The sequence below is a fragment of the Streptomyces sp. NPDC001980 genome (assembly GCF_040296885.1).
In the GTDB taxonomy this organism is placed as follows: domain Bacteria; phylum Actinomycetota; class Actinomycetes; order Streptomycetales; family Streptomycetaceae; genus Streptomyces.
Genome location: NZ_JBEOYD010000014.1, coordinates 78,642 through 99,275, shown reverse-complemented (window position 1 = coordinate 99,275; position 20,634 = coordinate 78,642). Strand labels below are relative to the sequence as shown.

The 20,634-nt window shown below is 72.0% G+C and carries 19 protein-coding genes; 13 read left to right on the top strand and 6 right to left on the bottom strand.

Annotation, left to right across the window (positions count from 1 at the left end; all coding sequences use genetic code 11):
• Positions 1 to 113: 113 nt before the first annotated feature.
• The 3 genes from ABT137_RS22530 to ABT137_RS22520 all read left to right on the top strand — a co-directional run bounded on the left by ABT137_RS22530 (position 114) and on the right by ABT137_RS22520 (position 3,646).
• Complete coding sequence (locus ABT137_RS22530; RefSeq protein WP_351711546.1) at positions 114 to 1,379, top strand: ROK family protein; 1,266 nt, start codon at positions 114 to 116, stop codon at positions 1,377 to 1,379.
• Between the two features lie 103 nt (positions 1,380 to 1,482).
• Positions 1,483 to 2,238: an IclR family transcriptional regulator gene (locus tag ABT137_RS22525; RefSeq protein WP_351711544.1), complete on the top strand. Its 756-nt coding sequence runs from the start codon at positions 1,483 to 1,485 to the stop codon at positions 2,236 to 2,238.
• A gap of 97 nt (positions 2,239 to 2,335) precedes the next feature.
• Complete coding sequence (locus tag ABT137_RS22520; RefSeq protein ID WP_502984564.1) at positions 2,336 to 3,646, top strand: PP2C family protein-serine/threonine phosphatase; 1,311 nt, start codon at positions 2,336 to 2,338, stop codon at positions 3,644 to 3,646.
• Between the two features lie 121 nt (positions 3,647 to 3,767).
• On the opposite strand, the gene ABT137_RS22515 is transcribed toward ABT137_RS22520, so the two are convergent.
• Entirely contained in the window at positions 3,768 to 4,193 is a 426-nt protein-coding gene (locus tag ABT137_RS22515; protein WP_351711542.1) for an ATP-binding protein, read from the bottom strand.
• Positions 4,194 to 4,394: 201 nt separating this feature from the next.
• Here ABT137_RS22515 and ABT137_RS22510 point away from each other — a divergent pair, with 201 nt between their 5' ends.
• From ABT137_RS22510 to ABT137_RS22475, 8 genes are all read left to right on the top strand, one after another.
• Positions 4,395 to 5,162 carry an IclR family transcriptional regulator gene (locus ABT137_RS22510; RefSeq protein WP_351711540.1) on the top strand — a complete coding sequence of 256 codons (768 nt, stop codon included), beginning with the start codon at positions 4,395 to 4,397 and terminating at the stop codon, positions 5,160 to 5,162.
• A 52-nt stretch (positions 5,163 to 5,214) separates the two neighbouring features.
• Positions 5,215 to 6,735 (top strand): glycerol kinase GlpK, encoded by a 1,521-nt coding sequence (glpK, locus tag ABT137_RS22505; RefSeq protein ID WP_351711538.1) that lies wholly within the window; start codon positions 5,215 to 5,217, stop codon positions 6,733 to 6,735.
• Positions 6,736 to 6,912: 177 nt separating this feature from the next.
• Complete coding sequence (locus ABT137_RS22500) at positions 6,913 to 7,308, top strand: hypothetical protein (RefSeq protein ID WP_351711536.1); 396 nt, start codon at positions 6,913 to 6,915, stop codon at positions 7,306 to 7,308.
• Positions 7,309 to 7,367: 59 nt separating this feature from the next.
• Entirely contained in the window at positions 7,368 to 8,597 is a 1,230-nt protein-coding gene (locus ABT137_RS22495) for an acyl-CoA dehydrogenase family protein (RefSeq protein ID WP_351711534.1), read from the top strand.
• Positions 8,594 to 9,583 (top strand): hypothetical protein, encoded by a 990-nt coding sequence (locus ABT137_RS22490; RefSeq protein ID WP_351711532.1) that lies wholly within the window; start codon positions 8,594 to 8,596, stop codon positions 9,581 to 9,583. The genes ABT137_RS22495 and ABT137_RS22490 overlap by 4 nt, the downstream gene beginning before the upstream one ends.
• Positions 9,580 to 10,545, top strand: a complete 966-nt coding sequence (locus ABT137_RS22485; protein ID WP_351711530.1) for a HesA/MoeB/ThiF family protein — start codon at positions 9,580 to 9,582, stop codon at positions 10,543 to 10,545. The genes ABT137_RS22490 and ABT137_RS22485 overlap by 4 nt, the downstream gene beginning before the upstream one ends.
• Before the next feature lie 139 nt (positions 10,546 to 10,684).
• Positions 10,685 to 12,112: an MFS transporter gene (locus ABT137_RS22480; protein WP_351711528.1), complete on the top strand. Its 1,428-nt coding sequence runs from the start codon at positions 10,685 to 10,687 to the stop codon at positions 12,110 to 12,112.
• 52 nt (positions 12,113 to 12,164) lie between these two features.
• Positions 12,165 to 12,899, top strand: a complete 735-nt coding sequence (locus ABT137_RS22475; RefSeq protein WP_351711526.1) for a response regulator transcription factor — start codon at positions 12,165 to 12,167, stop codon at positions 12,897 to 12,899.
• 75 nt (positions 12,900 to 12,974) lie between these two features.
• Here the strand turns inward: ABT137_RS22475 and ABT137_RS22470 are convergent, their stop codons facing one another.
• On the bottom strand, positions 12,975 to 13,499 hold the full coding sequence (locus ABT137_RS22470) for a helix-turn-helix domain-containing protein (protein ID WP_351711524.1): 525 nt from the start codon (positions 13,497 to 13,499) through the stop codon (positions 12,975 to 12,977).
• Positions 13,500 to 13,978: 479 nt separating this feature from the next.
• On the opposite strand from ABT137_RS22470, the gene ABT137_RS22465 reads away from it, so the two are divergent.
• Entirely contained in the window at positions 13,979 to 15,241 is a 1,263-nt protein-coding gene (locus ABT137_RS22465) for a beta-ketoacyl-[acyl-carrier-protein] synthase family protein (protein WP_351711522.1), read from the top strand.
• Between the two features lie 28 nt (positions 15,242 to 15,269).
• Here the strand turns inward: ABT137_RS22465 and ABT137_RS22460 are convergent, their stop codons facing one another.
• The 3 genes from ABT137_RS22460 to ABT137_RS22450 all read right to left on the bottom strand — a co-directional run bounded on the left by ABT137_RS22460 (position 15,270) and on the right by ABT137_RS22450 (position 18,983).
• Positions 15,270 to 16,994, bottom strand: a complete 1,725-nt coding sequence (locus ABT137_RS22460; protein WP_351711520.1) for an alpha/beta fold hydrolase — start codon at positions 16,992 to 16,994, stop codon at positions 15,270 to 15,272.
• A 179-nt stretch (positions 16,995 to 17,173) separates the two neighbouring features.
• Positions 17,174 to 17,875, bottom strand: coding sequence for an NADPH-dependent F420 reductase (locus tag ABT137_RS22455; protein WP_351711518.1), 702 nt, complete (start codon positions 17,873 to 17,875; stop codon positions 17,174 to 17,176).
• 40 nt (positions 17,876 to 17,915) lie between these two features.
• The gene (locus ABT137_RS22450; protein WP_351711516.1) at positions 17,916 to 18,983 is read right to left on the bottom strand and encodes an LLM class flavin-dependent oxidoreductase; all 1,068 of its coding nucleotides are present in this window, start codon (positions 18,981 to 18,983) and stop codon (positions 17,916 to 17,918) included.
• Between the two features lie 80 nt (positions 18,984 to 19,063).
• On the opposite strand from ABT137_RS22450, the gene ABT137_RS22445 reads away from it, so the two are divergent.
• Entirely contained in the window at positions 19,064 to 19,534 is a 471-nt protein-coding gene (locus tag ABT137_RS22445) for a MarR family winged helix-turn-helix transcriptional regulator (RefSeq protein WP_351711514.1), read from the top strand.
• 154 nt (positions 19,535 to 19,688) lie between these two features.
• Here the strand turns inward: ABT137_RS22445 and ABT137_RS22440 are convergent, their stop codons facing one another.
• Positions 19,689 to 20,600: a LysR family transcriptional regulator gene (locus tag ABT137_RS22440; protein WP_351711512.1), complete on the bottom strand. Its 912-nt coding sequence runs from the start codon at positions 20,598 to 20,600 to the stop codon at positions 19,689 to 19,691.
• Positions 20,601 to 20,634: the final 34 nt, after the last annotated feature.

Genomic DNA, 20,634 nt, shown 5'->3' with positions numbered 1-20,634 from the left:
CGACCTGTTCTATGTTTTGGTTCGAACCAAAACATAGACTGGTGCGTGTTCCTGTCAAGTCCGCGCGTATGCCCCGAGCCACTCACACCCCTCGGAGCCCCAGGAGGACACCCTTGCTCTCCGCGCGTTCAGCCAGCGTCCCGGCCCGCGCCGGGCACACCGACATCAGGCGCAACAACCAGGAGTTGGTGCTGCGCCACCTGTGGGCGGTCGGCTCCGATTCGCGCGCCGGGATCGCCGCCCGGGCCGGGCTGACCAGGGCCACGGTCTCCCGGCTGGTCGGCTCGCTGATCGAGCTGGGCCTGGTGGAGGAGGCCGGGGTCGCGACCGGCGGCGGGCAGGGCAGGCCGGGCACCGAACTGCGGCTGGCCGGACGGCACGTGCTGGCGATCGGCGCCGAGGTCAACGTCGACTATCTGACCCTGCTGGTGGTCGACCTGGCGAACCGTCAGGTGCACCACTGGCACCGTCCCTTCGACGCCCACCGGGCCGGTGCGGAGGCGAGCCTCGCGGCCCTCGCCCAGGCGTGCTCCGCCTGGCTGGATTCCCTCCCGGAGCGGCCGGACACCGAACGCCGGCCGTTCGTCGCGGGCCTCGGCGTGGCCGTCCCCGGTCTGGTGGACGAGCGCCGCGGGGTGGTGGGCCGCGCCCCCAACCTCGGCTGGCACGACGTGCCGGTGGCCGAGCTGCTGACCGCCGAGCTCGGTGACCGGGTCGGCTCGGTGACGGTCGGCAACGAGGCCAACCGGGCCGCCCTGGCCGAGTACCGGGTCGGCAGCCACGCCGGCACCGAGCACCTGGTGTACGTCACCGGCGACGTGGGCATCGGCGGCGGCCTGATCGTGCAGGGCCGGCCGCTGCTGGGCGCCCGGGGTTACGGCGGCGAGGTCGGCCACATGCTCCTGGATCCGGCGGGCCCGCTCTGCGGCTGCGGGCGGCGCGGCTGCTGGGAGGCGTTCGTGGGGCTGGAGGCGCTGCTCGCCGAGGTCGCCGAGCCGTCCGCCGGGCCCGGTGCGGGGGAGTCCTCCGAGGAACGCATCGCCCGCGTGGTCCGGCGCGCCGAGCAGGGCGACGAGACAGTGCTGGGCGCACTGGCCCGGCTCGCGGAGTACGTCGGCACCGGCTGCGCCAACATCGCGGCGCTGTTCGACCCCGACGTGATCGTCCTCGGCGGCTACTTCACCGCGGTGGCCCGCTGGATCATGGCCCCCGCCCGCACCGCGCTCGCGTCCCGGCTCCTCGCGCCCCCGACCCCGGGAACGGGCGAGCTCGCCGTCTCCGACCTGGGCTTCGCCGCCGCGGCCCGCGGCGCCGCCACGCACATCATCGACCGCGTGATCAGCGATCCCCACCTTCTGCTCGTCACGCGGAGACGCTGACGGAGACGCTGACGGGAGGCGGCCTCGGAACGCCGCGTGTGTCCACCTCGTCGCAAGAGCCCCTTGCCTTGCTCGCGCGGGGTGTCGGGGGCACGCTGGTTGCATGAGCGTTCACGAGCCCACGCTCATCATGTCCGTGCAGCGTGCCTTCCGGCTGCTGGAGGCAGTGAGCGTGCACGAGAACGGCGCGCCCGCGAAGCAGCTGGCACGTGAGACGGGTCTGCCCTTGGCCACCGCCTATCACCTGCTGCGGACGATGGTCCACGACGGGTACCTGCGGAAGCTGGGCGACGGCGGCTTCGTCCTCGGCGACAAGCTGGAGACGCTGCACACCACAGGGCAGAGTCAGGCGCTGCTCAGCCGGGTCCGGCCGACCCTCGCCGCGCTCCGCGACGAGCTGGGCACCGCCACCTACCTCACGTTCTACGAGGGGGGCGAGATCAGCGTCGCGGAGATCGTCGACGGCCCCCGCACGCCCCGGGTCGACCTCTGGGTGGGGTTCGAGGACGCCGGGCATGCCACCGCGCTGGGCAAGTCCGTACTGCGCGAACTGGACGAGGAGTCCCGCCGCGAGTACCTCTCCCGGCACGATCTCGCCGACCTGACGCCACGGACCATCACCACCCTCCCGGAGCTGCTCAGGAGTCTGGACGCCGCTCCCTTGGCGCCGGCCGTCACGGATCTCGAGGAGTACGCACTGGGCACGGTGTGCGTGGCGGTCCCCATCTACCGCGGTGACGTCCTCGGCTCGCTGGGCGTCTCCCTCCCGGCGGAACGGCTCGCCCGCCTCCCGGAGGTCAGGGCCCGGCTGATCCCGGTCGCGGACCGCGTGACCAGAGGCCTGTCGCTCACTATCTGAAATCCCACTCCTTGTGGCTTGTAGGCCTAACCACTTTCCTGGATGAAACGGATAAGTCGGGCTTAAGGCTCCTACCGGTGAGGATTGCGGAAGAGACATGAGGCAGGCGCGAGACCATGGTGGCAACCACTGGCCGTTGCGGCCGCTCCGGAAGCCGGTGACCGGCTTCGGAGCGCCGGTCCCCAGGCGCGCCGCCTCACAGCTGGCCGCCGGCATGCCCGTGGTGCCGGTTCTGATCGTCTCCGGCATCGCGCTCGTCGATGTCTTCGCCGGCTCGGGGATGTTCTGGCTCCCGCTGCTGGCGGCCGGTCCGGCGCTCGCCGCCAGTACCAACGGTCCCCGAGGCGTCCTGTGCGTGGGACTCCTCGCCGCGGTACTGGGCGCGGCCCTGGGGTTCCGGGAGGCGGGTCCGGGGCACGAGCTCGCGGCCGTGCTCGCGGCCGTGCTGGCCGTCACCCTGGCGAGCGCCCTCGCCAGCGCACTGCGCGGGCGCCGGGAACGGGTGCTCGCAGCCGTCCGCTCGGTCGCGGAGGCTGCCCAGCACGCCGTGCTCAAGCCCATCCCGGAGACCGTCGGCCCGTTCCGGGTGGCGGTCCGCTACAGCGCGGCCGCGGCGGAGGCCCGTATCGGCGGTGATCTCTACGCCGTGGTGCCCACCCCGCACGGGGTCAGGCTGATCGTCGGCGACGTACGCGGCAAGGGGCTCCCGGCCGTGGAGATCGCCGCGCTGGTCCTCGGCGTCTTCCGCGAGGCCGCCTACGACGAGCCCGATCTCCTCGCCGTCGTCGGCAGGATCGAGCGCAGCCTGGCGCGCAACCTCGGCCCCGACGACTTCGTCACCGCGGTGGTCGTCGGACACCCGCGCGCCGGTCAGCTCGAGGTGGTCAACTGCGGACACGCGCCTCCCCTGCTGATACCCGCGTCGGGGGGTGTATTCGCGGTCGAGGCCACCCGCCCGGCTCCGCCGCTCGGCCTGCGCGTCCTCGTCGACGAGCCCCCCTGCCTGGAGATCCTGCCCTTCGCCGAGGGCGACCAGCTGCTGCTCTACACCGACGGGGTCATCGAGGCCCGCGACCGCGCCCGTGAGTTCTACCCGCTGGCCGAAAGGATGGCCCGCCACGTGTCCGGCGAGCCGGAGTACATCCTCTCCGCGGTCCACGACGAACTGCTGGCGCATGTGGGCGGCCGGCTGCACGACGACGCGGCACTGCTTCTCCTGCGCATGCAGGACGACGGGGCGGAAGTGGTCCCGTCCGCATCGGAGGCGCGGGCAACGGCCGCTCCGGAACCGGAAGGGTTTGGCGGCCACGAGTCCGTCCCCGTGGTGTCGCGCACCTGGACCGCCGCTGTCGGCGCGGACGGGGGAAGGCGGTCCGCCGCAGTGTTCTCGTCGGGTGCCGGTCACTGACGGGAGGGGTGCCTGAGCGCTCCGCCGGAAGTGCCGCGATGTGCCGTCTGTCGACTGCGGCGCCGTCGTGGCTGGTTGCTCAGTTCCTCCGGGGGGGACCCCCAGCGCCCCTTCGGGGCGCTCACACAGCGACGAGGTCTGCCCACCGGGTGACCGCGCCCGGGCGCGTGTGGATGCCGTACCGGGTTGCCAGCGCGTGGACGATCCCCTCGCCCCGGCCGTGCTCGTCCGGGTCTATCCCCGCGGGCGGCTGTCCCGCCGTACGCGCGGGACCCGCGTCGGTGACCTCGATGCGCAGGGTGCCGAGCCCGGCGTCGCGCATCCACGAAAGCCGCAGCACCGCCGGGGGCAGCGCGTGGACGATCGCGTTGGTCAGCAGTTCCGACACCACCAGCAGCGCGTCCTCGATGACGTCCGGGGACACCTTCCAGGCGGCCAGAACCACGCCGGCCCGTCGACGCACGTCCGGGACGGCACCGGCGACGGGTGCCATCGGGAAGACGTATTCGCTTGCCCCCCGCACCCGCGTGTTGAGCTGTACCGCCATCTCGTGTCTCCAGGGGTCAGTGCCACAGGCCCTGCATCACGCACCTCGGCACGTTGCCAGGCCTCAGAGCACGCTAAAGAGACACACAGGGTCGGGTCAATGAACGTGGGTCGGCATTACCGAACGCCGCCCCTCACTCCGCCGCCGCGGCGGCCCTCCGCACGCACGGCAGACCTGCCGAGACGGTAATAAGCTCGCTTCATGACCGGTCCGGTCCAGTCGATCGAACGGGCGGCCGCGATCCTGCGCCTGCTCGCCGGTGGGCCTCGCCGACTCGGACTCGGAGAGGTGGCGGCCTCCCTCGGGCTGGCCAAGGGAACCGCCCACGGCATTCTGCGCACGCTCCAGCACGTGGATTTCGTGGAGCAGGACGCGACGACCGGCAAGTACCAGCTCGGAGCCGCCCTGCTGCATCTCGGCACGAGTTATCTCGACGTCAACGAGTTGCGGTCCCGGTCCATCAACTGGGCCGACGCCCTGGCCGCCCGCAGCGGGGAGGCGGTGCGGCTGGGCACCCCCCTGGAGGGCATGGTCCTGGTCGTCCATCACGTGTTCCGGCCGGACGACACCCTCCAGACCCTGGACGTGGGCGCGCTGCTGCCCCTGCACGCCTCCTCGCTGGGCAAGGTGCTGCTGGCCTACGGCACCGCGACCGTCGACTCCGCCGTGGAATCGGGGCTGGACGCGTACACCCGGCACACCCTGGTCACCAAGGAGCAGCTCACCCGGGCGCTCGCCGAGGTCCGGGAAACCGGCTGGGCCACCGAGGTACAGGAGATGAGCATGGGCGAGGCGGGGCTCGCCGTGCCGATCCGGGGGCACGGCGGACTCGTCGTCGGCGCCATCGGGCTGTCCGGCCCCGTCGAGAGGATCTGTGACAGCCAGGGCCGCCCCCGGCCCAGCCTGATCACGCTGATCCGGGAGGCCGCGAGAGCGATCTCCCGAGACCTGGGAGCCGCCCGCTGGTAAGCCCCCCTCGCCCCGCGCTCACTCCGCGACCCATCGGAAGGCGGACCCGATCATGGTGGAACGTTATGTGATGTCCATCGATCAGGGCACCAATTCCACGCGATGCATCCTGTTCGACCGGGGCGGGCGGCTGGTGTCGGTCGCGCAGCGGGAGCACCAGCAGCACTTCCCCAGGCCCGGCTGGGTCGAGCACGACGCCGTCGAGATCTGGCACAACCTGCGACGGGTGATGACCGAGGTCCTCACCGGCGCCGGTACGGCCGTCGACGCGGGCCAGGTCGCCGCCATCGGCCTGGCCAACCAGCGGGAGACGACGGTGCTCTGGGACCGGCGTACGGGCACCCCGCTGGGCCGGGCGCTCGTCTGGCAGGACACCCGCACGGCGCCGCTGGTCGAGGAACTCAGAGTCCGGCCCGGAGAGGAGTTCTTCCTCGACCGGTGCGGCCTGCCGCCCTCCACCTACTTCTCGGCGCTGCGCATCCGGTGGCTGTTCGACCACGTCAAAGGCCTGGAACAGCGTGCGAAGGACGGCGAGGTGCTGTTCGGCACGATGGAGAGCTGGCTGATCTGGAACCTCACCGGCGGTGCCGACGGCGGCCTGCACATCACCGACGCCACCAACGCCAGCCGCACCATGCTGATGAACATCCGCACGCTCACCTGGGACGAGGAACTCCTGGCGTTCTTCGGCGTCCCCCGTCCGATGCTGCCCGAGATCCGATCCTCCGCGGAGACCTACGGCGAGGCCCGCTCGCAGCTTCCCGGCGTTCCCATCGCGGCCGCGCTCGGCGACCAGCAGGCGGCGCTCTTCGGCCAGACCTGCTTCTCCCCGGGCGAGGCCAAGTGCACGTACGGAACGGGCAGCTTTCTGCTGCTCAACACCGGTACCGATGTCGTACGGTCCCGGCACGGACTGCTCACGACGGTCGCCTACAAGATCGGGGACCGGCAGCCGGTCTACGCCCTGGAAGGGTCGATAGCCGTCACCGGCGCGCTGGTCCAGTGGTTCCGCGACCGACTGGGACTGATCAACAGCGCGCCGGAGATCGAGACACTCGCGCGGACCGTCGAGGACAACGGCGGCTGCTACATCGTCCCCGCCTTCTCCGGCCTGTTCGCACCCCGCTGGCGCAGCGACGCACGCGGCGTCATCGTCGGCCTCACCTCCTACATCACCAGCGGGCACCTGGCGCGGGCCGTCCTGGAGGCCACCGGCTGGCAGACGCGTGAGGTCGTCGACGCCATGAACGCCGACTCGGCCGTGGCGCTGAAGGAGCTGAAGGTGGACGGGGGCATGACGGCGGACAACCTGCTCATGCAGTTCGTCGCCGACGTGCTCGACGTGCCCGTCGTCCGGCCCATGGTCTCCGAGACGGTCTCCCTGGGGGCGGGCTACGCCGCCGGGCTCGCCGCGGGCTACTGGCCGGACCTGGAGGTCCTGCGCCGCAACTGGCACCCGGCCGCCCGGTGGCTGCCGGGAATGGACGCCGGCCACCGGGAGTCGGAGTACGACAACTGGCAGCGGGCCGTCGAACGGTCGCTGGGCTGGATCAGGCCGCCCGGGTCCCCCTGATCGCTCTCCTTTTCGGTATCTGTTTTCCGTCGCCCGGTTCACGCGCCTTCTTTCCGTGTCCTTTCTGCTTCCCTTCGGCCTTATGTTGGCACGGTGGAAGCCGGTCGCGACGGCCCTCTAACGTTCTTTCACGGGCACTTTCGTGCAGGCGAAGCAAGCGAAGAACGAAGGGGGAACATGACCGTTTTTCCGTCCAGTGAAATGGCCGTGAAGGTCTTCAGCAGTTTGTTCACCGTATTGCTGGAGGACGACGATTTCGTGGCGCGGGCCCGGCAGGAGGGGCTGTCCGTCCGCCTCGTCCACACGAAGCCCGACTGCGAGATCTTCGTGTCACCGCAGGGCGGCGTCCGCATCGGCGCGGAGCAGGCGGGGCCGGCGGCGATCACCCTCCGGATGTCCTGCGACACGGCGCACGCGCTGTGGATGGGGCGGCTCCTGGTGCCCGTCGCCATCGCCACGGGCCGGCTCCGGATCCGCGGCAGGGTCGCCAAGGTACTGGAGCTGGTGCCGATGCTGCGGCCCGCGTTCGACCGGTACCCCGACATCGCGGCCGCCGCCGGCGTCGGCGCGTGAACCGACGCGGGTCGACCCGTCCCGAACACCGAACCAACGCACAAGGAGTGACACCGCACGTGAACACCGCTCTCTCCGAATCCGTGTCCGAGACGGCGCTGAATTTCGACGTGCTGCCGAACGACGTCGAACAGTTCCGGGAGGCCGCAAAAGAATTTGCCCGGAACGTCGTCGAACCGCGTGTACAGGAACTCGACCAGAAACCGGCGGCCCATTTCGACTGGGACCTCGTCGGCCAGGGCCACCGGATCGGTCTCACCCGCGCGGCGGTCCCGAAGGAGTACGGCGGCCTGGGGGTGGGGATGCTGGGCGTCGCCACCGCGCTGGAGGAGGTGGCCGCGGTCTGCCCGGGCACGGCACTGATCTTCGGCGCCACGCTGCTCGGCCAGGCGCCGGTCCTGCTGTCCGGCGACCCGCGGCTGCAGGCCCGCTTCCTGCCGCTGTTCTCGGGCGACGAACCGGTCCTCGCCTGCAACGCGGTCACCGAGGAGGACGCCGGCTGCGACCTCATCATCCCCTCCCAGGCCGGACACGCGCGCAACGTGACGACCGCGCGCCGGGACGGGGACGACTACGTGCTCACGGGCCGCAAGCGGTTCATCACCAACGCGAAGGTCGCCGCGTTCGCCTCCGTGTTCGCCAACATGGAGGGCAGTCCGGGCGCGACCGGGCTCACCTCCTTCATCGTCCCCCTCGACCTGCCCGGAGTGGTCCGCGGACCCGTGGCGGACAAGATGGGATACCGCGCCTGCCTCGGCAGCGAGCTGGAGTTCCACGAGGTCCGGGTGCCCGCCGAGTACATGATCGGCGCGGAGGGCGAGGGCATGGCCATCAACATGGCGCAGAGCAACATGGCGCGCGCCGCGGTGGCCGGCATCTCCACGGGCGTGGCCCGCAGCGCCCTGGAACAGGCGATCGTCTGGTGCGGCGAGCGGGTCCAGGGCGGACGCCCCCTCAAGGACCAGCAGTTCACGGCGGCGAAGCTGGCCGGCATGGCGGCCAAGGTCGACGCCGCCCGCATGCTGTACCTGCGGGCGGCGGACAAGGTCGACAACGAACTTCCGCCGCCGGTCTACGAACCGGCCGCGGCCAAGCTGTTCGCGGACCGGACCGCGATCGACGTGGCGGAGACCGCCCTGTCCCTGCTCGGCGCACGCGGCTACCTGCGCTCCTACGGCCTGGAGAAGACGATGCGGGACGCGCTGGGCACCCGGATCTACGAGGGCACCCCCGAGGTCCTGGCCCTCGCCGTCACCGAGAGCCTCTACGCCGAGAAGGACGAGTGGTGAGCGCCGCCGGCCGAGCCGCCGGCCCCGGCTTACGCGACGCCCCGGCCCCGGAGCCCGCCGAAACCCGGGATCCCCGCGCCCGGCGCTACGCCCGGGACATCATCAGCCTCCACGACCGGCTCAGCTACCGCCGGCTGCCCCTGGAGCTGCGGGGCGACCCGCTCTCCCTCGTCGAGGACCCCGACGGCGCACTGGTCACCGTCACGGGCCGCGACAGCCAGTTCCCCGCCCGCTACCTCAAGGGGATGCTGGGGTTCCGCCTCGCCCAGTACCTCCGGCTGAACTGGATCTCCGAAGACGCGGTCCACCGCACCGCGGCCTTCCACGAACCGCTGCCGCACTCGCCCGTGGAGAACATCCACACGGTCACGCTGTGCGCGCGCTCCGGGAAGATCCGCGGCTACGTGGGACTGGCCTGCTCGGCGGACCACGAGAGCCTGCCCCTGGACTCCGCGTGCCGTACCCCGTTCCCGACGGAGGCGGCGCACCGCATCGACCTGCTGGGGAGGTACGCACGGCCCGGCCTGGGCACCCACCAGGCCTTCGAGTTCAAGCGGTTCCTGCGGGACCAGGCGATGCCACGGGACGAGCAGCACACCCGCGTCCCCTGGCACCTCATGCTGGGCATCGGCGAGGCGCTGCTCGCACTGGGCGACGGCGTGCGCGTCGTACTCGGCGACGCCAAGGAGCACGTCGCCCTGCGCCATCTGCGGCTGGTCGGCTTCGACCTGCACGTCGTCGAGGGCACCTCGCCATATCTCTGCCCATCGGATCCCATGGCGCCGATCTACCGGCAGACGGTCGTGGCCAAGCCGTTCGCCGCCCCGGTGCCCGACGACATCGCGTGGTACCGGGACGTGGTCCGCTCCTACCTCGACGGGACGAGCGACCTGGCCTCGTGGCAGGCCGTGATCACCACCCTGGCCGCCCGCAGGACGCGTACGGGACACCGTCCCGATCCCGCACGAGGAGGGGCTCACAGGTGACGAACGGCGACAGGGAACCGATGCCCGAGACGGCCGGAGGGCCCACGGCGAATGCCCGGTTCTACACGGAGCTGACCGCCCGGAACGCCGGTGTGGTGCCCGAGGCCGATCAGTGGGCGCTGCGCACGGCCACCGTCCTGGTGGCCGGCTGCGGATCGATCGGCGGCGCCGCCGTCGAACCACTCACCCGGCTCGGTCTGCAGAAATTCGTCCTCGCCGACCCGGGGACCTACGAACTCAACAATCTCAACCGGCAGTCGGCGACCGTCGCCGACCTCGACCGGAACAAGGCCGCGCTGGCCGGGGACCGGGTACGGGCGATCAACCCGCACGCCTCGGTCGAGGTGTTCACCGAAGGAGTCACCGGGCAGACCGTCGAGAAGCTGACGGCCGCCTGCCAGGTGATCATCGACGGGGTGGACGTGACGACCCCCGAGGGGTGGCGGGCCAAACTCCTGCTGCACCGCCACGCCGTACAGCGGCGACTGCCCCTGATCACCGGCTGGGACATGGCGGGCACCCAGTACGTCCGCTGCTACGACTACCGGCACGTCCGCGAACCGTTCGCGGGGGCCGTCGGCCCGCACGACGCGGACCGCTACGACATGTGGGACCTGCTGCGGCGGGCCGTTCCGTTGCGGCACGTGCCGACCGACATGCTGGCCGAGATCCGGGCCAACCACGCCCGGACCGACTACAGCTTTCCGCAGGTCGCCTACACGGCCATGGCGTTCGGCGTGATCAGCTCCCACATGGTGGTGCGGCTGCTGACCGGGCAGCGGGTGCGGCCCGAGGTCCGTCTCGACGTGCACCAGCAGGCCAGGCCGCTCGGGGAGCGGTGGCGCACCCGGGTGCGGTGGCCGGTGGAACTGGGGGCACTGCTGCCGGAGCTCCTGCGGCTGGCCCGGCGCTCCGGCGCCGGCCGGGCACCGCTGGCCGCGGTGGACCGCGACGTCTCCTGAGCCGCCGGGCCCGAAGCTCCGACCCACGGCCGCGCGTTCACCGGCGACGAACCGGCCGGGAACGCGCGGCCTCATGACGCAGACCGGGCGAGGCCGTGCCGCCGGCGCCCGCGCAGCCATCGCGACCACGGAGGTGGACATGAGTGTTCGGCAACGGAACGTGCTGTGGACGTTCTTCTGCTGTGGCCTGGGCGTGGCCATGGTGTCGCTCGACAACCTCGTCGTCATCACGGCCCTGCCGTCGATCCGCGAGGACCTCGGCGGGAGCATCCAGCAACTGGAGTGGACCGTCAACGCCTACACCCTCACCTACTCGGTGCTCATGCTGACCGGCGCGGCACTCGGGGACCGGTTCGGCCGACGGCGGATGTTCGGCATCGGGCTGGGCGTCTTCGTCGTCGCGTCGGCCGGGGCGGCGCTGGCCCCCGGCATCGGCGCCCTGATCGCCGCCCGCGCCGTACAGGGCCTGGGCGCCGCGCTGTTGATGCCGCTGAACCTGACGATCCTCACGGAAGCGGCGCCCGAGCGGCGGCGCGGTGCCCTGCTGGGCGCGATGAGTGCCGTGGAGGGCGTCGCGATCGCGATGGGCCCGCTCCTCGGCGGCGCGGTGGTGGAACACCTGAGCTGGCAGTGGATCTTCTGGATCAACGTGCCGATCGGCGCGCTGCTGCTGCCCGTCGCCCGGTGGAAGCTCACCGAGAGCCACGGCCCCAGCCCGCGCCTGGACCTGGTGGGCACGGTCCTGGCCAGTGCCGGGCTCTTCGGGATCGTCTTCGGCATCATCAACGGTCACGCCGACCACTGGACCAGCGCGCGCGTCCTGCTCTCGCTGGCCGGCGGCGCGGCCGTCCTGATCGCCTTCGTCCGCTGGGAACTGCGGGTCGAACACCCCATGTTCCCGATGAAGTTGTTCCGCCACCGGACCTTCAGCGCCATGAACGCCGCCGGGCTGCTGATGTTCGCCGGCATGTTCGGCTCGGTCTTCCTGCTCACCCAGTTCCTCCAGGGACCGCGCGGCTACACACCCCTGGAGGCGGGCCTGCGGATCCTGCCGTGGACCGCGGTGCCCATTTTCGTGGCGCCGTTGGTCGGCCTGGTCTCCGACCGCGTCGGCGGCCGCACCATCGTCGCGCTCGGCCTCGCCCTCCAGGCCCTCGGACTGGGATGGATCGCCGCCCGGGTCTCGCCCGAGGTCCCCTATCCGTCGCTGATTCCCGCCCTGGTCCTGTGCGGCCTCGGCATGACCTGCTACTTCACACCCACCGCGAACATGGTGATGAGCGCGGTCGACGCCGGGGAGCGCGGCATGGCCTCCGGGTCGATCAGCGCGCTGCGCGAACTCGGCGGTGTGCTCGGCATCGCGGTCCTCGCCTCGGTGTTCTCCGCGCACGGGGACCTCACCACCGCGGACCGGTTCACGGACGGCATGGTTCCGGCGGTGTGGACCGGCGTCGCCCTGATCGCCTGCGGAGCGCTGGCGGTCCTGCTGGTACCGCGGCGCCCCCGCGGCGGCCGCCCCGCCGACCCCGAACCGGCGGTGCCGGGGTGCGTGGGCGACCTGGTGTGACGGCATGCCCGCCATCGGCATGTCCGGTCGGAGGGGACGGGAGGGGACAGTGATGAGCTCACCGATCCGGGTCCTGCTGGCGGACGAGCGGTCCATAGCCCGCACCGGAATCCGGTCCGTCCTCGACGAGGACGGCGGTATCGAGGTGGTCGGCGAGGTGTCCGACGTCGCGAGTGCGGTGGCGAAGGCCCGTGAACTCCGACCGCGTCTGCTGCTCGCCGGCGCTCTCCCGGGCCCCGCCGACGCCGTGGAACTGGTCGACGAGCTGTCCGCGTGCTGCGGCGACGAAGGGCCCGGCGTGCTGCTCATGGCCCACGAGTGCGGCCCGGGTGCGGGGATCGCCCTCCGGGCCGGAGTGCACGGAGTCGTGCTGCACCGGGTCACCCCGGATCAGTTGCTGTCCGCGATTCACGTCGTGGCGGCCGGCTACCGGATCTTCTTCGGGGAGCAGGGTCCTTCGGGGGGCGGCGACGGCCGGTTTCCCGAGGCCGTGGATTTCCCCGGTGTTCCGGCGGCGGGGGCGGCGGGATTCCAGTTGCTGACCCGGCGGGAGCGGGAGGTGTTCCGGCTGCTCGCCCAGGGACTGAGCAATACGGAGATCTCCGCGGTGCTGGTGCTGAGCGAGAACACCGTGAAATCCCATGTGCAACGGCTGCTGGAAAGGCTGAACCTGCGCAACCGGGTACATGCGGTCATCCACGCCTACCGGACGGGCCTGATGGCGCCGTCCTGCCCGGAGCCCGTCCGCCCGTGGACCGGCTCCCGCGCTCCGCGGGCGCTCCAGTGAGCCTGCGGTGCTCCGCGCGAGCCCTGTTGAGCGCATGGCGCTCAACAGGGCTCGTTTCGTTGGCTGTTGTGAAGATCAGTCCGTCGATTCGAGGAGATATCCGCGTCCGTTGGCGGTCCGGACGCGCAGCCCGAGGGAGACCACCTTGCGCCGGATTCTCATGATGTGCAGGTCCAGGGCGTTCTGGCTGGCCGTGCCGCGCCGGTCGCGGAGCAGGGCGATCAGTTCGTGCCGGGCCACGAGGGTGCCGTACCGCTCGACCAGTGGTTGCAGCAGGTTCATCTGGGTCGGTGACACGGGCACCATCCGGGTGCCGTACCGGAGCAGCCCGTCCTGGTCGAGGACGGGGATCCGGTGCGTGCCGGCCCTGGCCCGGAGCGCCGCGACCCGGGCGGCGAAGTCGGCCCTGCTGACCGGCGCCCGGATCCAGTCCTCCCGCGAGTCGCTCGGAACCGGAGGCGTCGCGCCGTTCTCCACCACGAGGAGGCGGAGGATTCCGCGGCGCCGCAACTGTTCCAGTTCCTGCACCTCGACCGGCCAGCGCAGGACACGGACGTCCTGGGTGGCCGAGAATAACTGCCCCTCACCGTATTGAGGCACGAATGGACTTCTCCTTTCGGATGGGCGGAATAATGCAAGGTCCTGCTGGTTTCGTTCCCCCTGCGGCATTACTACCTCACTATGCAGGGTGTTCAAGCGTCGCTGCAACAAGTGCAATAGAGGGGGCGCCGTCGGGCTATCTGCATAAAATAGGACAGGTTGTGGGCTGTTAATAGTTCTAATGGTCCTTTGTGTGGTCTCCCGGACCTGCCTCGATCTCGTGAAAAGGAGTGAGGCGCCGGGTCGTTCCGGGCGAGTAGATTTCTCCGGGCAGGTGTGCCGAAGAAAAAGGCCGATATTCGAAGAGTTCAGGAAAGGCATGGAAAGGGCCGAAGAAATTCTCACCTCCGGGGAATTACTGATCGCCATCATGGCGCTGGTGACGGCCGGGCTCCCCCCGGCGTCCTGGGAGACGCCGGGGAACATCCCGCCGGCGACGCAAGGCAAGAGACCGGAACACCGCGCGGAAGGAACCCGTCATGCTGCCCGCGACCACTGAGACGAACCGGCCCCACGCCGGCCGGCGTACACCCCCGAGTGCCGAGGTGCTGGTGACGGGCCTCGGAGCCACCACCCCGCTCGGCGGTGACGTGCCGTCCAGCTGGGCGGCGCTGCTGTCCGGCCGGTCCGGCGTGACCCGGCTGGACACCCCCTGGGCCGAGCAGTTGCCCGTCCGCATCGCAGGGGGCATGTGCGAGGACCCCGCCTTCCGGCTGGACCGGGTCCAGCGGCGGCGCCTCGACCGCAGTCAGGCGGCCGCGGTCGTGGCGGCCGGGGAGGCGTGGACGGACGCCGGCGCGCCGGAGGTCGAGGCCGAGCGGCTCGCGGTGGTCGTGGGGACCGGCATCGGCGGCGGGCTCACCCTCCTCGAACAGGACGACCGGCTGGAGCAACGGGGCCCACGCGCCATCTCACCGCACACGGTGCCCATGCTGATGCCCAACGGCAGCGCCGCGGCGGTCGGCCTGCTGCTGGGGGCCCGGGCGGGCACGCATGCCCCGACCAGCGCCTGCGCGTCCGGCGCGGAGGCGCTGGCGGTCGGCATGCTGCTGATCCGGTCCGGCCGGGCGGACGTGGTCGTCGCGGGTGGCACGGACGCCTGCCTGCACCCGCTGGCGCTCGGCGCGTTCGCCCGGATGCGCGCCCTGTCCCTGCGCAACGACGCCCCGGACCTGGCGTCCCGGCCCTTCGACCAGGACCGCGACGGGTTCGTCATGTCCGAGGGCGCGGGCATGGTCGTACTGGAGCGCGCCGACTTCGCGCGGGCGCGCGGCGCGCACGTGCACGCGACCCTGTCGGGCGCGGGGGTCACGTCCGACGCGTACGACGTGACGCTCCCCGCCGCGGAGGGCCAGGTGCGGGCCATCGGGGCGGCGCTGCGGGACGCGGATCTCGCCGGAGCCGACATCGGCCATGTGAACGCGCATGCCACCGGTACGCCCCTGGGCGACGCCACCGAGGCCCGGGCCGTACAGGAGGCCGTGGGTCCGCATCCGGCGGTCACCGCCTGCAAGTCCGCCACCGGCCACCTCCTGGGCGCCTCCGGCGCGGTCGAGGCCGTCTTCACCGTCCTCACCCTGGTACACGGCCTGATCCCGCCGGTCCGCAACCTGGACAAGGCGTCGGACGGGATCGAGCTGGACCTGGTGTCCGGCGGGCCGCGACGGGCATCCGTCCGGGCGGCCCTGTCCACGTCCTTCGGATTCGGGGGACACAACGTGGTTCTCGCCTTCACCGGGTAGCGGACGGCGGAGCCGGTCCGGGGCGCCGCTACCGGGTGCCGGCCCGGTCCCGGCAGGACGTCAGAAGGCGTGCCACGGCCGCCGGACGGGTGAGCTGGGGACAGTGCCCCGCGGCCTCGATCACCGTGACCGGCGTGTCCACGGGCTCGGTGAGCGGATCCGCCGACCCGACGACGATGTCCACCGGTAGCCGCAACTCCCGCAGTACTCGGCGGAGTTCAGTGCGCTGCCGGTGGGCGTCGCGCAGGGCGGCGACCACCCGGCGTGATGTCCCGGCGCGCCGCAGGTCCAGCGCGAGCGCGTCGAGGCCCGGTTCCTCGGACAGGCCGAGTGAACGAGCCAGGCGGGAGGCGGGAGCCGTGCGCAGCAGCGGTACGGCCAGGGGCGAACGCAGCACCGCGGCGGACGGCTGCTGGAGGAAGGCCGGGGCGACCAGCACGAGCGCGGCGAGCCGGTCGGGCCGGGCCGCGGCGTAGCGCAGTGCGGGGCCGCAGGCGAGCGAGTGCGCCACCAGCACCGGCCGGGTCTCCACCGGGCGCAGCAGGTCGGCGAGCCAGTCGTCGAGAGTTCCCGCGCCCGCTCCCGACCTGCCGAAGCCGGGCAGGTCGGGAGCGAGGGCGGGCGCGTCCAGGTGGTCCGCCGTCCCCGCCCAGGCGTCGGCGCTCAGCAGGAGTCCGTGCAACAGCACGTAACCGGGGCGCCGCCGTTCCCCGGTCACCCAGGTGCGGGTGCCCGCCACACTGTGGAAGCCGTAGGGGCGGCGGGACGGGCCGGAGCGGCCGAAGCGGGTGGCGACCAGGTCGTCGGCCCACTGGCGCAGCGCCGGCCGCACGGGCGCCATGGACAGTCCGTGCGCCGCGGACAGGGCGCGGGCGGCGGCCGTGTCGTAGCGGTCGGTCGACAGGAACGACAGGGTCTCGGGATCCGCCCGGGTGATCGCCCGGGGCAGCCTGCGCAGCACACCCACCGGGACCGAGCGGCCGGGGGAGCGCACCCCCATGTGCTCCGCCAGCAGGCCGACCAGTGCGGGCAGTTCGGGAGTGGAGTCGTCCAGCACCCAGTAGGTGCGGCCCGCGCTCCCGGGGTCCTGCGGAAGGGCGGCCAGGAACCGGACGAAGTGGTCCAGGGTCACGACCGGGAGGAAGACGCCGGGACCGCCGGGCAGGGCCCGCAGCCGGCCCTGCCAGAGCCCGGAGACCACCTCGGCCAGGCCGAGGTACTGGCCCGGCCCGATCACCGTACTGGGATTGGCGACGCTCAGCGGAACCCCCAGCTCGCCGGCGCGGGCCCGCACCGCGGCGTCGCCCTCCTGCTTCGACGCCTCGTACGCGCCCAGCCGGCGGTAGTCCGGCGGCCGGCCGTCCGCGGCGGCCATGCGGTAGCCGCTGATGTGCACCACCCGGCGCAGCTTCGGCAGGCCCGCCGCCCAGGCGACCACCTGCACGGCACCCGTCACGTTGACCGCCCGGGCCTGCGCCGCCGTGATGCCGAACGCGAAGCGCGCGGCGGTGTTGTAGACGTCGCGGACCCCGGACAGCCCGTCCGCCGGCAGCCCCAGACCGGGGGCGGTGAGGTCGGCCCGGACCACCGTCAGAGCGGCACGGTCCACGCCCTGCCCGTCGAGCCACGCCGTCAGCCCGTCACCGGAGCCGCGCACGGCGGCCGCCACCCGGTGGCCCCGGCGCAGGAGTTCCGCCACCAGGGAGCGGCCGATGAAGCCCCCGGCGCCGAAGACGATCGAGTCCGAGAGCATGCTGTCTCCTTGCCCGGTCCGTGATGCTGTGTCAGCGCTCGGGGAACCGCACCGGGGCCCTTCCGCGGAGCGGCCCCCACCGTACCGAAACACCGGGGGCGAAGCGGACGAACCGTGCCCGCACCGCACGATCGGGACGATGTGCCCGGGCGTGCAAACCGGCCTTGCCGTACGTGTGTTCAGGCGGCGGGTCCGGTCGGCGCCGCGGCGGCCGCCCGTGCGGCGATCACGGCGCGTCCGCGGTCGGACTCCGGGAACCGGTCGAGCATCGCACGCAGTTCTTCGGCGCCGACGTTCGCGCCGAAGGGCTCGGTGCCCGGCTCCAGCCGTACCCCTTCGGCGAGCGGGCCCGCCACCACGGGGTCAAAGCCGAGCGCGTCGACGAGGCGGGCGACCGTGGCGAGGCCGTCCGGATCGTCGCCGGCGATCGCGATCGCCTTGCGGCCAGGGGTTCCCGCGGGCCGCGCGCCGTCCTCGAGGTCGTGGTAGCCCATGTGGTTGAACGCCTTGATCACCCGCGCATCCGGCAGGTACGCCTGCACGGTCTGGCTGGAGGAGGTCAGCGGGTCGGTGAGGTCCGCGCGGACGCCGTCCACCTCCCACCAGTAGTTCATCGCGTCGACGACGAGCTTGCCGCGCAGTTCTCCGGTGGGAATGCCGCGGTACTTGCCGAGCGGCAGGGCCAGGACGACCACGTCCGCCTCCGCCGCGGCCTGCGCGGCGCCGACCGGGACGGCACCGGGGGTGAGGACCTCGACGGTGAGGGCGATCGCGGCGGGGTCGCCGGATCCGGCGATCAGCACGCGGTAGCCGGCCGCCAGCGCCAGCCGTGCCAGTACGGTGCCGACCTTGCCGGCCCCCAGGATCCCGACCGTGCGCACGCCGGTGGCCTTCCTGTCCGCTCCGTTTCCGTTCACGGCGTCAGCCGGCGAGGAGGTCGCGGACCATCGGGATCACCTTCGTGCCGTACAGCTCGACGGCGCGCAGGCGGGCGCTGACCGGCTGTGCCCCACTGGTGTAGATCAGGTCGAACCGGCCCACGCCGAGCGCCTTGACCGCACGGGCCATCTTGCGGGCGACCGTCTCCGGGGAGCCGATGTACAGGGAGCCGTGCTCGATCTCGGCCTCGTACTCCTCCCTGCGGATCGGCGGCCAGCCCCGCAGCGCGCCGATGCGGTCACGGATGACCCGGTAGGACGGCCAGTGCTGCTCCCGGGCCGCCTCGTCGGTGTCGGCGACGAACCCCGGCGAGTGCATCCCGACCGGGTGCGCGGTCGTACCGAACTGGTCGGCGGCGCGGCGGTACAGGTCGATGTACGGCGCGAACCGCTCCGGGGAGCCGCCGATGATGGCGATCATGAGCGGGAATCCGTAGCGGGCGGTGCGGATGACCGACTGCGGGGTGCCCCCGACCCCGACCCAGGTACTCAAGTGACCCGACTCGGTCTTGGGGAAGACGTCGGCGGCTTCGAGGGGCGCCCGCTTGGTGCCGCTCCAGGTGACGGGCTTCTCCTCCAGCAGCTTGGCGAACAGCTCGATCTTCTCCTCGAACAGCACGTCGTAGTCGCTCAGGTCGTATCCGAACAGGGGGAACGACTCGGTGAAGGAGCCGCGCCCGAGGATGACCTCCGCCCGCCCGTCGGAGAGCGCGTCCACGGTGGCGAAGCGCTGGAAGACGCGGACCGGGTCGTCCGAGCTCAGCACGGTCACGCCGGAGGCCAGCCGGATCCGCCGGGTGCGCGTGGCGATGCCGGCGAGGACGGTCTCCGGGGACGAGACCGCGTACTCGGGGCGGTGGTGTTCGCCGAGGGCGATGACGTCGACGCCGGTCTCCTCCGCGAGCACGGCCTCGTCGACGACCTGCCGGATGGCCCGTGCGTAGGACACCGGGGCTCCCGAGTCGTCCTGCGGCACGTCGCCGAAGGTGTCGAGACCGAAGACGAGGTCGGACGCGGAGTCGGGCACGGGGTCTGACGCGGGGGCTGGCATGACGGGGCTCCTTCGAGTAGTTGACGCGTCAATCATCGCTCGCATATGATTGACGTGTCAACAAGAGGAGTGGCGGCACGATGGCAGCGCGACGGAGGGAATTCCCCAGCCCTGAAGAACTGCGGATCTGGCGGGACTTCATCGAGACGACGGAAGCGCTCCGCTCCGAGCTCTCGTCCCGCCTGCAGCGCGAGAGCTCCCTGTCACCGGGCGACTACGCCGTGCTTCTCGCCCTGCGTGAGGCGGACGGGCGGCGGCTGAGGTCCTCCGAACTGGCGGCCCGCGTCGGCTGGGAGCGCAGTCGCCTCTCGCACCAGATCGGCCGCATGGAGCGGCGCGGGCTGATCCGGCGCGAGGAGTGCGTCACCGACAGCCGGGGCGCCGAGGTGGTGCTCACGCCGGAGGGCGCGGAGGCGTTCCGGAACGCGTCCCTGCCTCATCTGCGCGCCGTACGGGAGCTGTTCGTGGCCGCCCTCACCCCGGACCAGCTCGCCGCGGCGGAAGAGATCACCGCGGCGCTGCGGAACCACCTGACCGCGCTCGACACCTGAGGCCCGCTGAGCGCTCCGCTGGAATGCTGCCGTCTGCCGTCTGCCGTCTGCCGTCTGCCGTCTGCCGTCTGCGGCGACGTCGTGGCTGGTCGCGCCCACGCGGCGGAGCCGCATATGGATACAGCCCCGCGCCCCTTCGGGGCGCTGCCGCCGCTCAGCCGGCGTCCGCGCCCAGCTCGGCCGCCCGGCGTACGAACGTCTCGTGCAGGTCCCGCGCGGCCTGCGGCACCGACTCGGTCCGTCGGCGCTGGAGCATCAGCACCACCTCGGTGGCGCCCCCGGCGAGCGGCCGGCACACGATCGTCCCGCCGCGTTCCAGCGGGTCCCCGACCACACTGAAGTCCGGGAGCACCGTCGCGCCGAGCCCCTCCGCGACCATCAGCTTGCCCATCTCGGCCCCGTCCGTCGAGTACGAGAAGACGGGGGTACGGTCCGCCAGCAGCCGGTGCACATAGCGGTGCATCACATAGCCGGTGCGCATGGCGATCAGCGGCACGGTGAGCAGGTCGTCGGCCGACACCTCGGCCCGGCCGGCGAGCGGACTGTCCGGCCGTACGCACACCACCGGCCGCCCGCGCAGCAGTTCGGTGGCCTCGAAGCCGGCGGGCACGTCGTCACCGTCGAGATGGTTCACCAGCCCCAGGTCGAAACCGCCCTCGGCGAGCCCCCGGTGGATCTCCGTCTGCTGGGCGCCCACCACCTCGACCTGGGTGACCGGATGCGTGGCCCCGAACTCCCGCAGCACCGGGATGAGCAGCGGCACGGTCGCCGCGTTGACCGTGCCGACCCGCACCATCCGGCTGATCCGGTGCTGCTCGCCCGCCGCCACCCGCAACCGGTCCACCGCCTCCAGTACCTGGGCGATGTGCGGCATCAGCTCCTGCCCGGCCGCGCTCATCGTCGCCCCGGTCCGCTTGCGCTCCAGCAGGTCGATGCCCAGCTCCCGCTCCAGGTTCCGGACGGTCTCGCTCAACGCGGGCTGCGACAGGCGCAGTTCGTCGGCCGCCCGGCGCAGTGAACCGAGCCGGGTCACGGCCGCTATGTATTCCAGCTGTTCGGTCCGCACCCCCGCAGAATGCGCCGCCGCCAGGGGCGTGTTC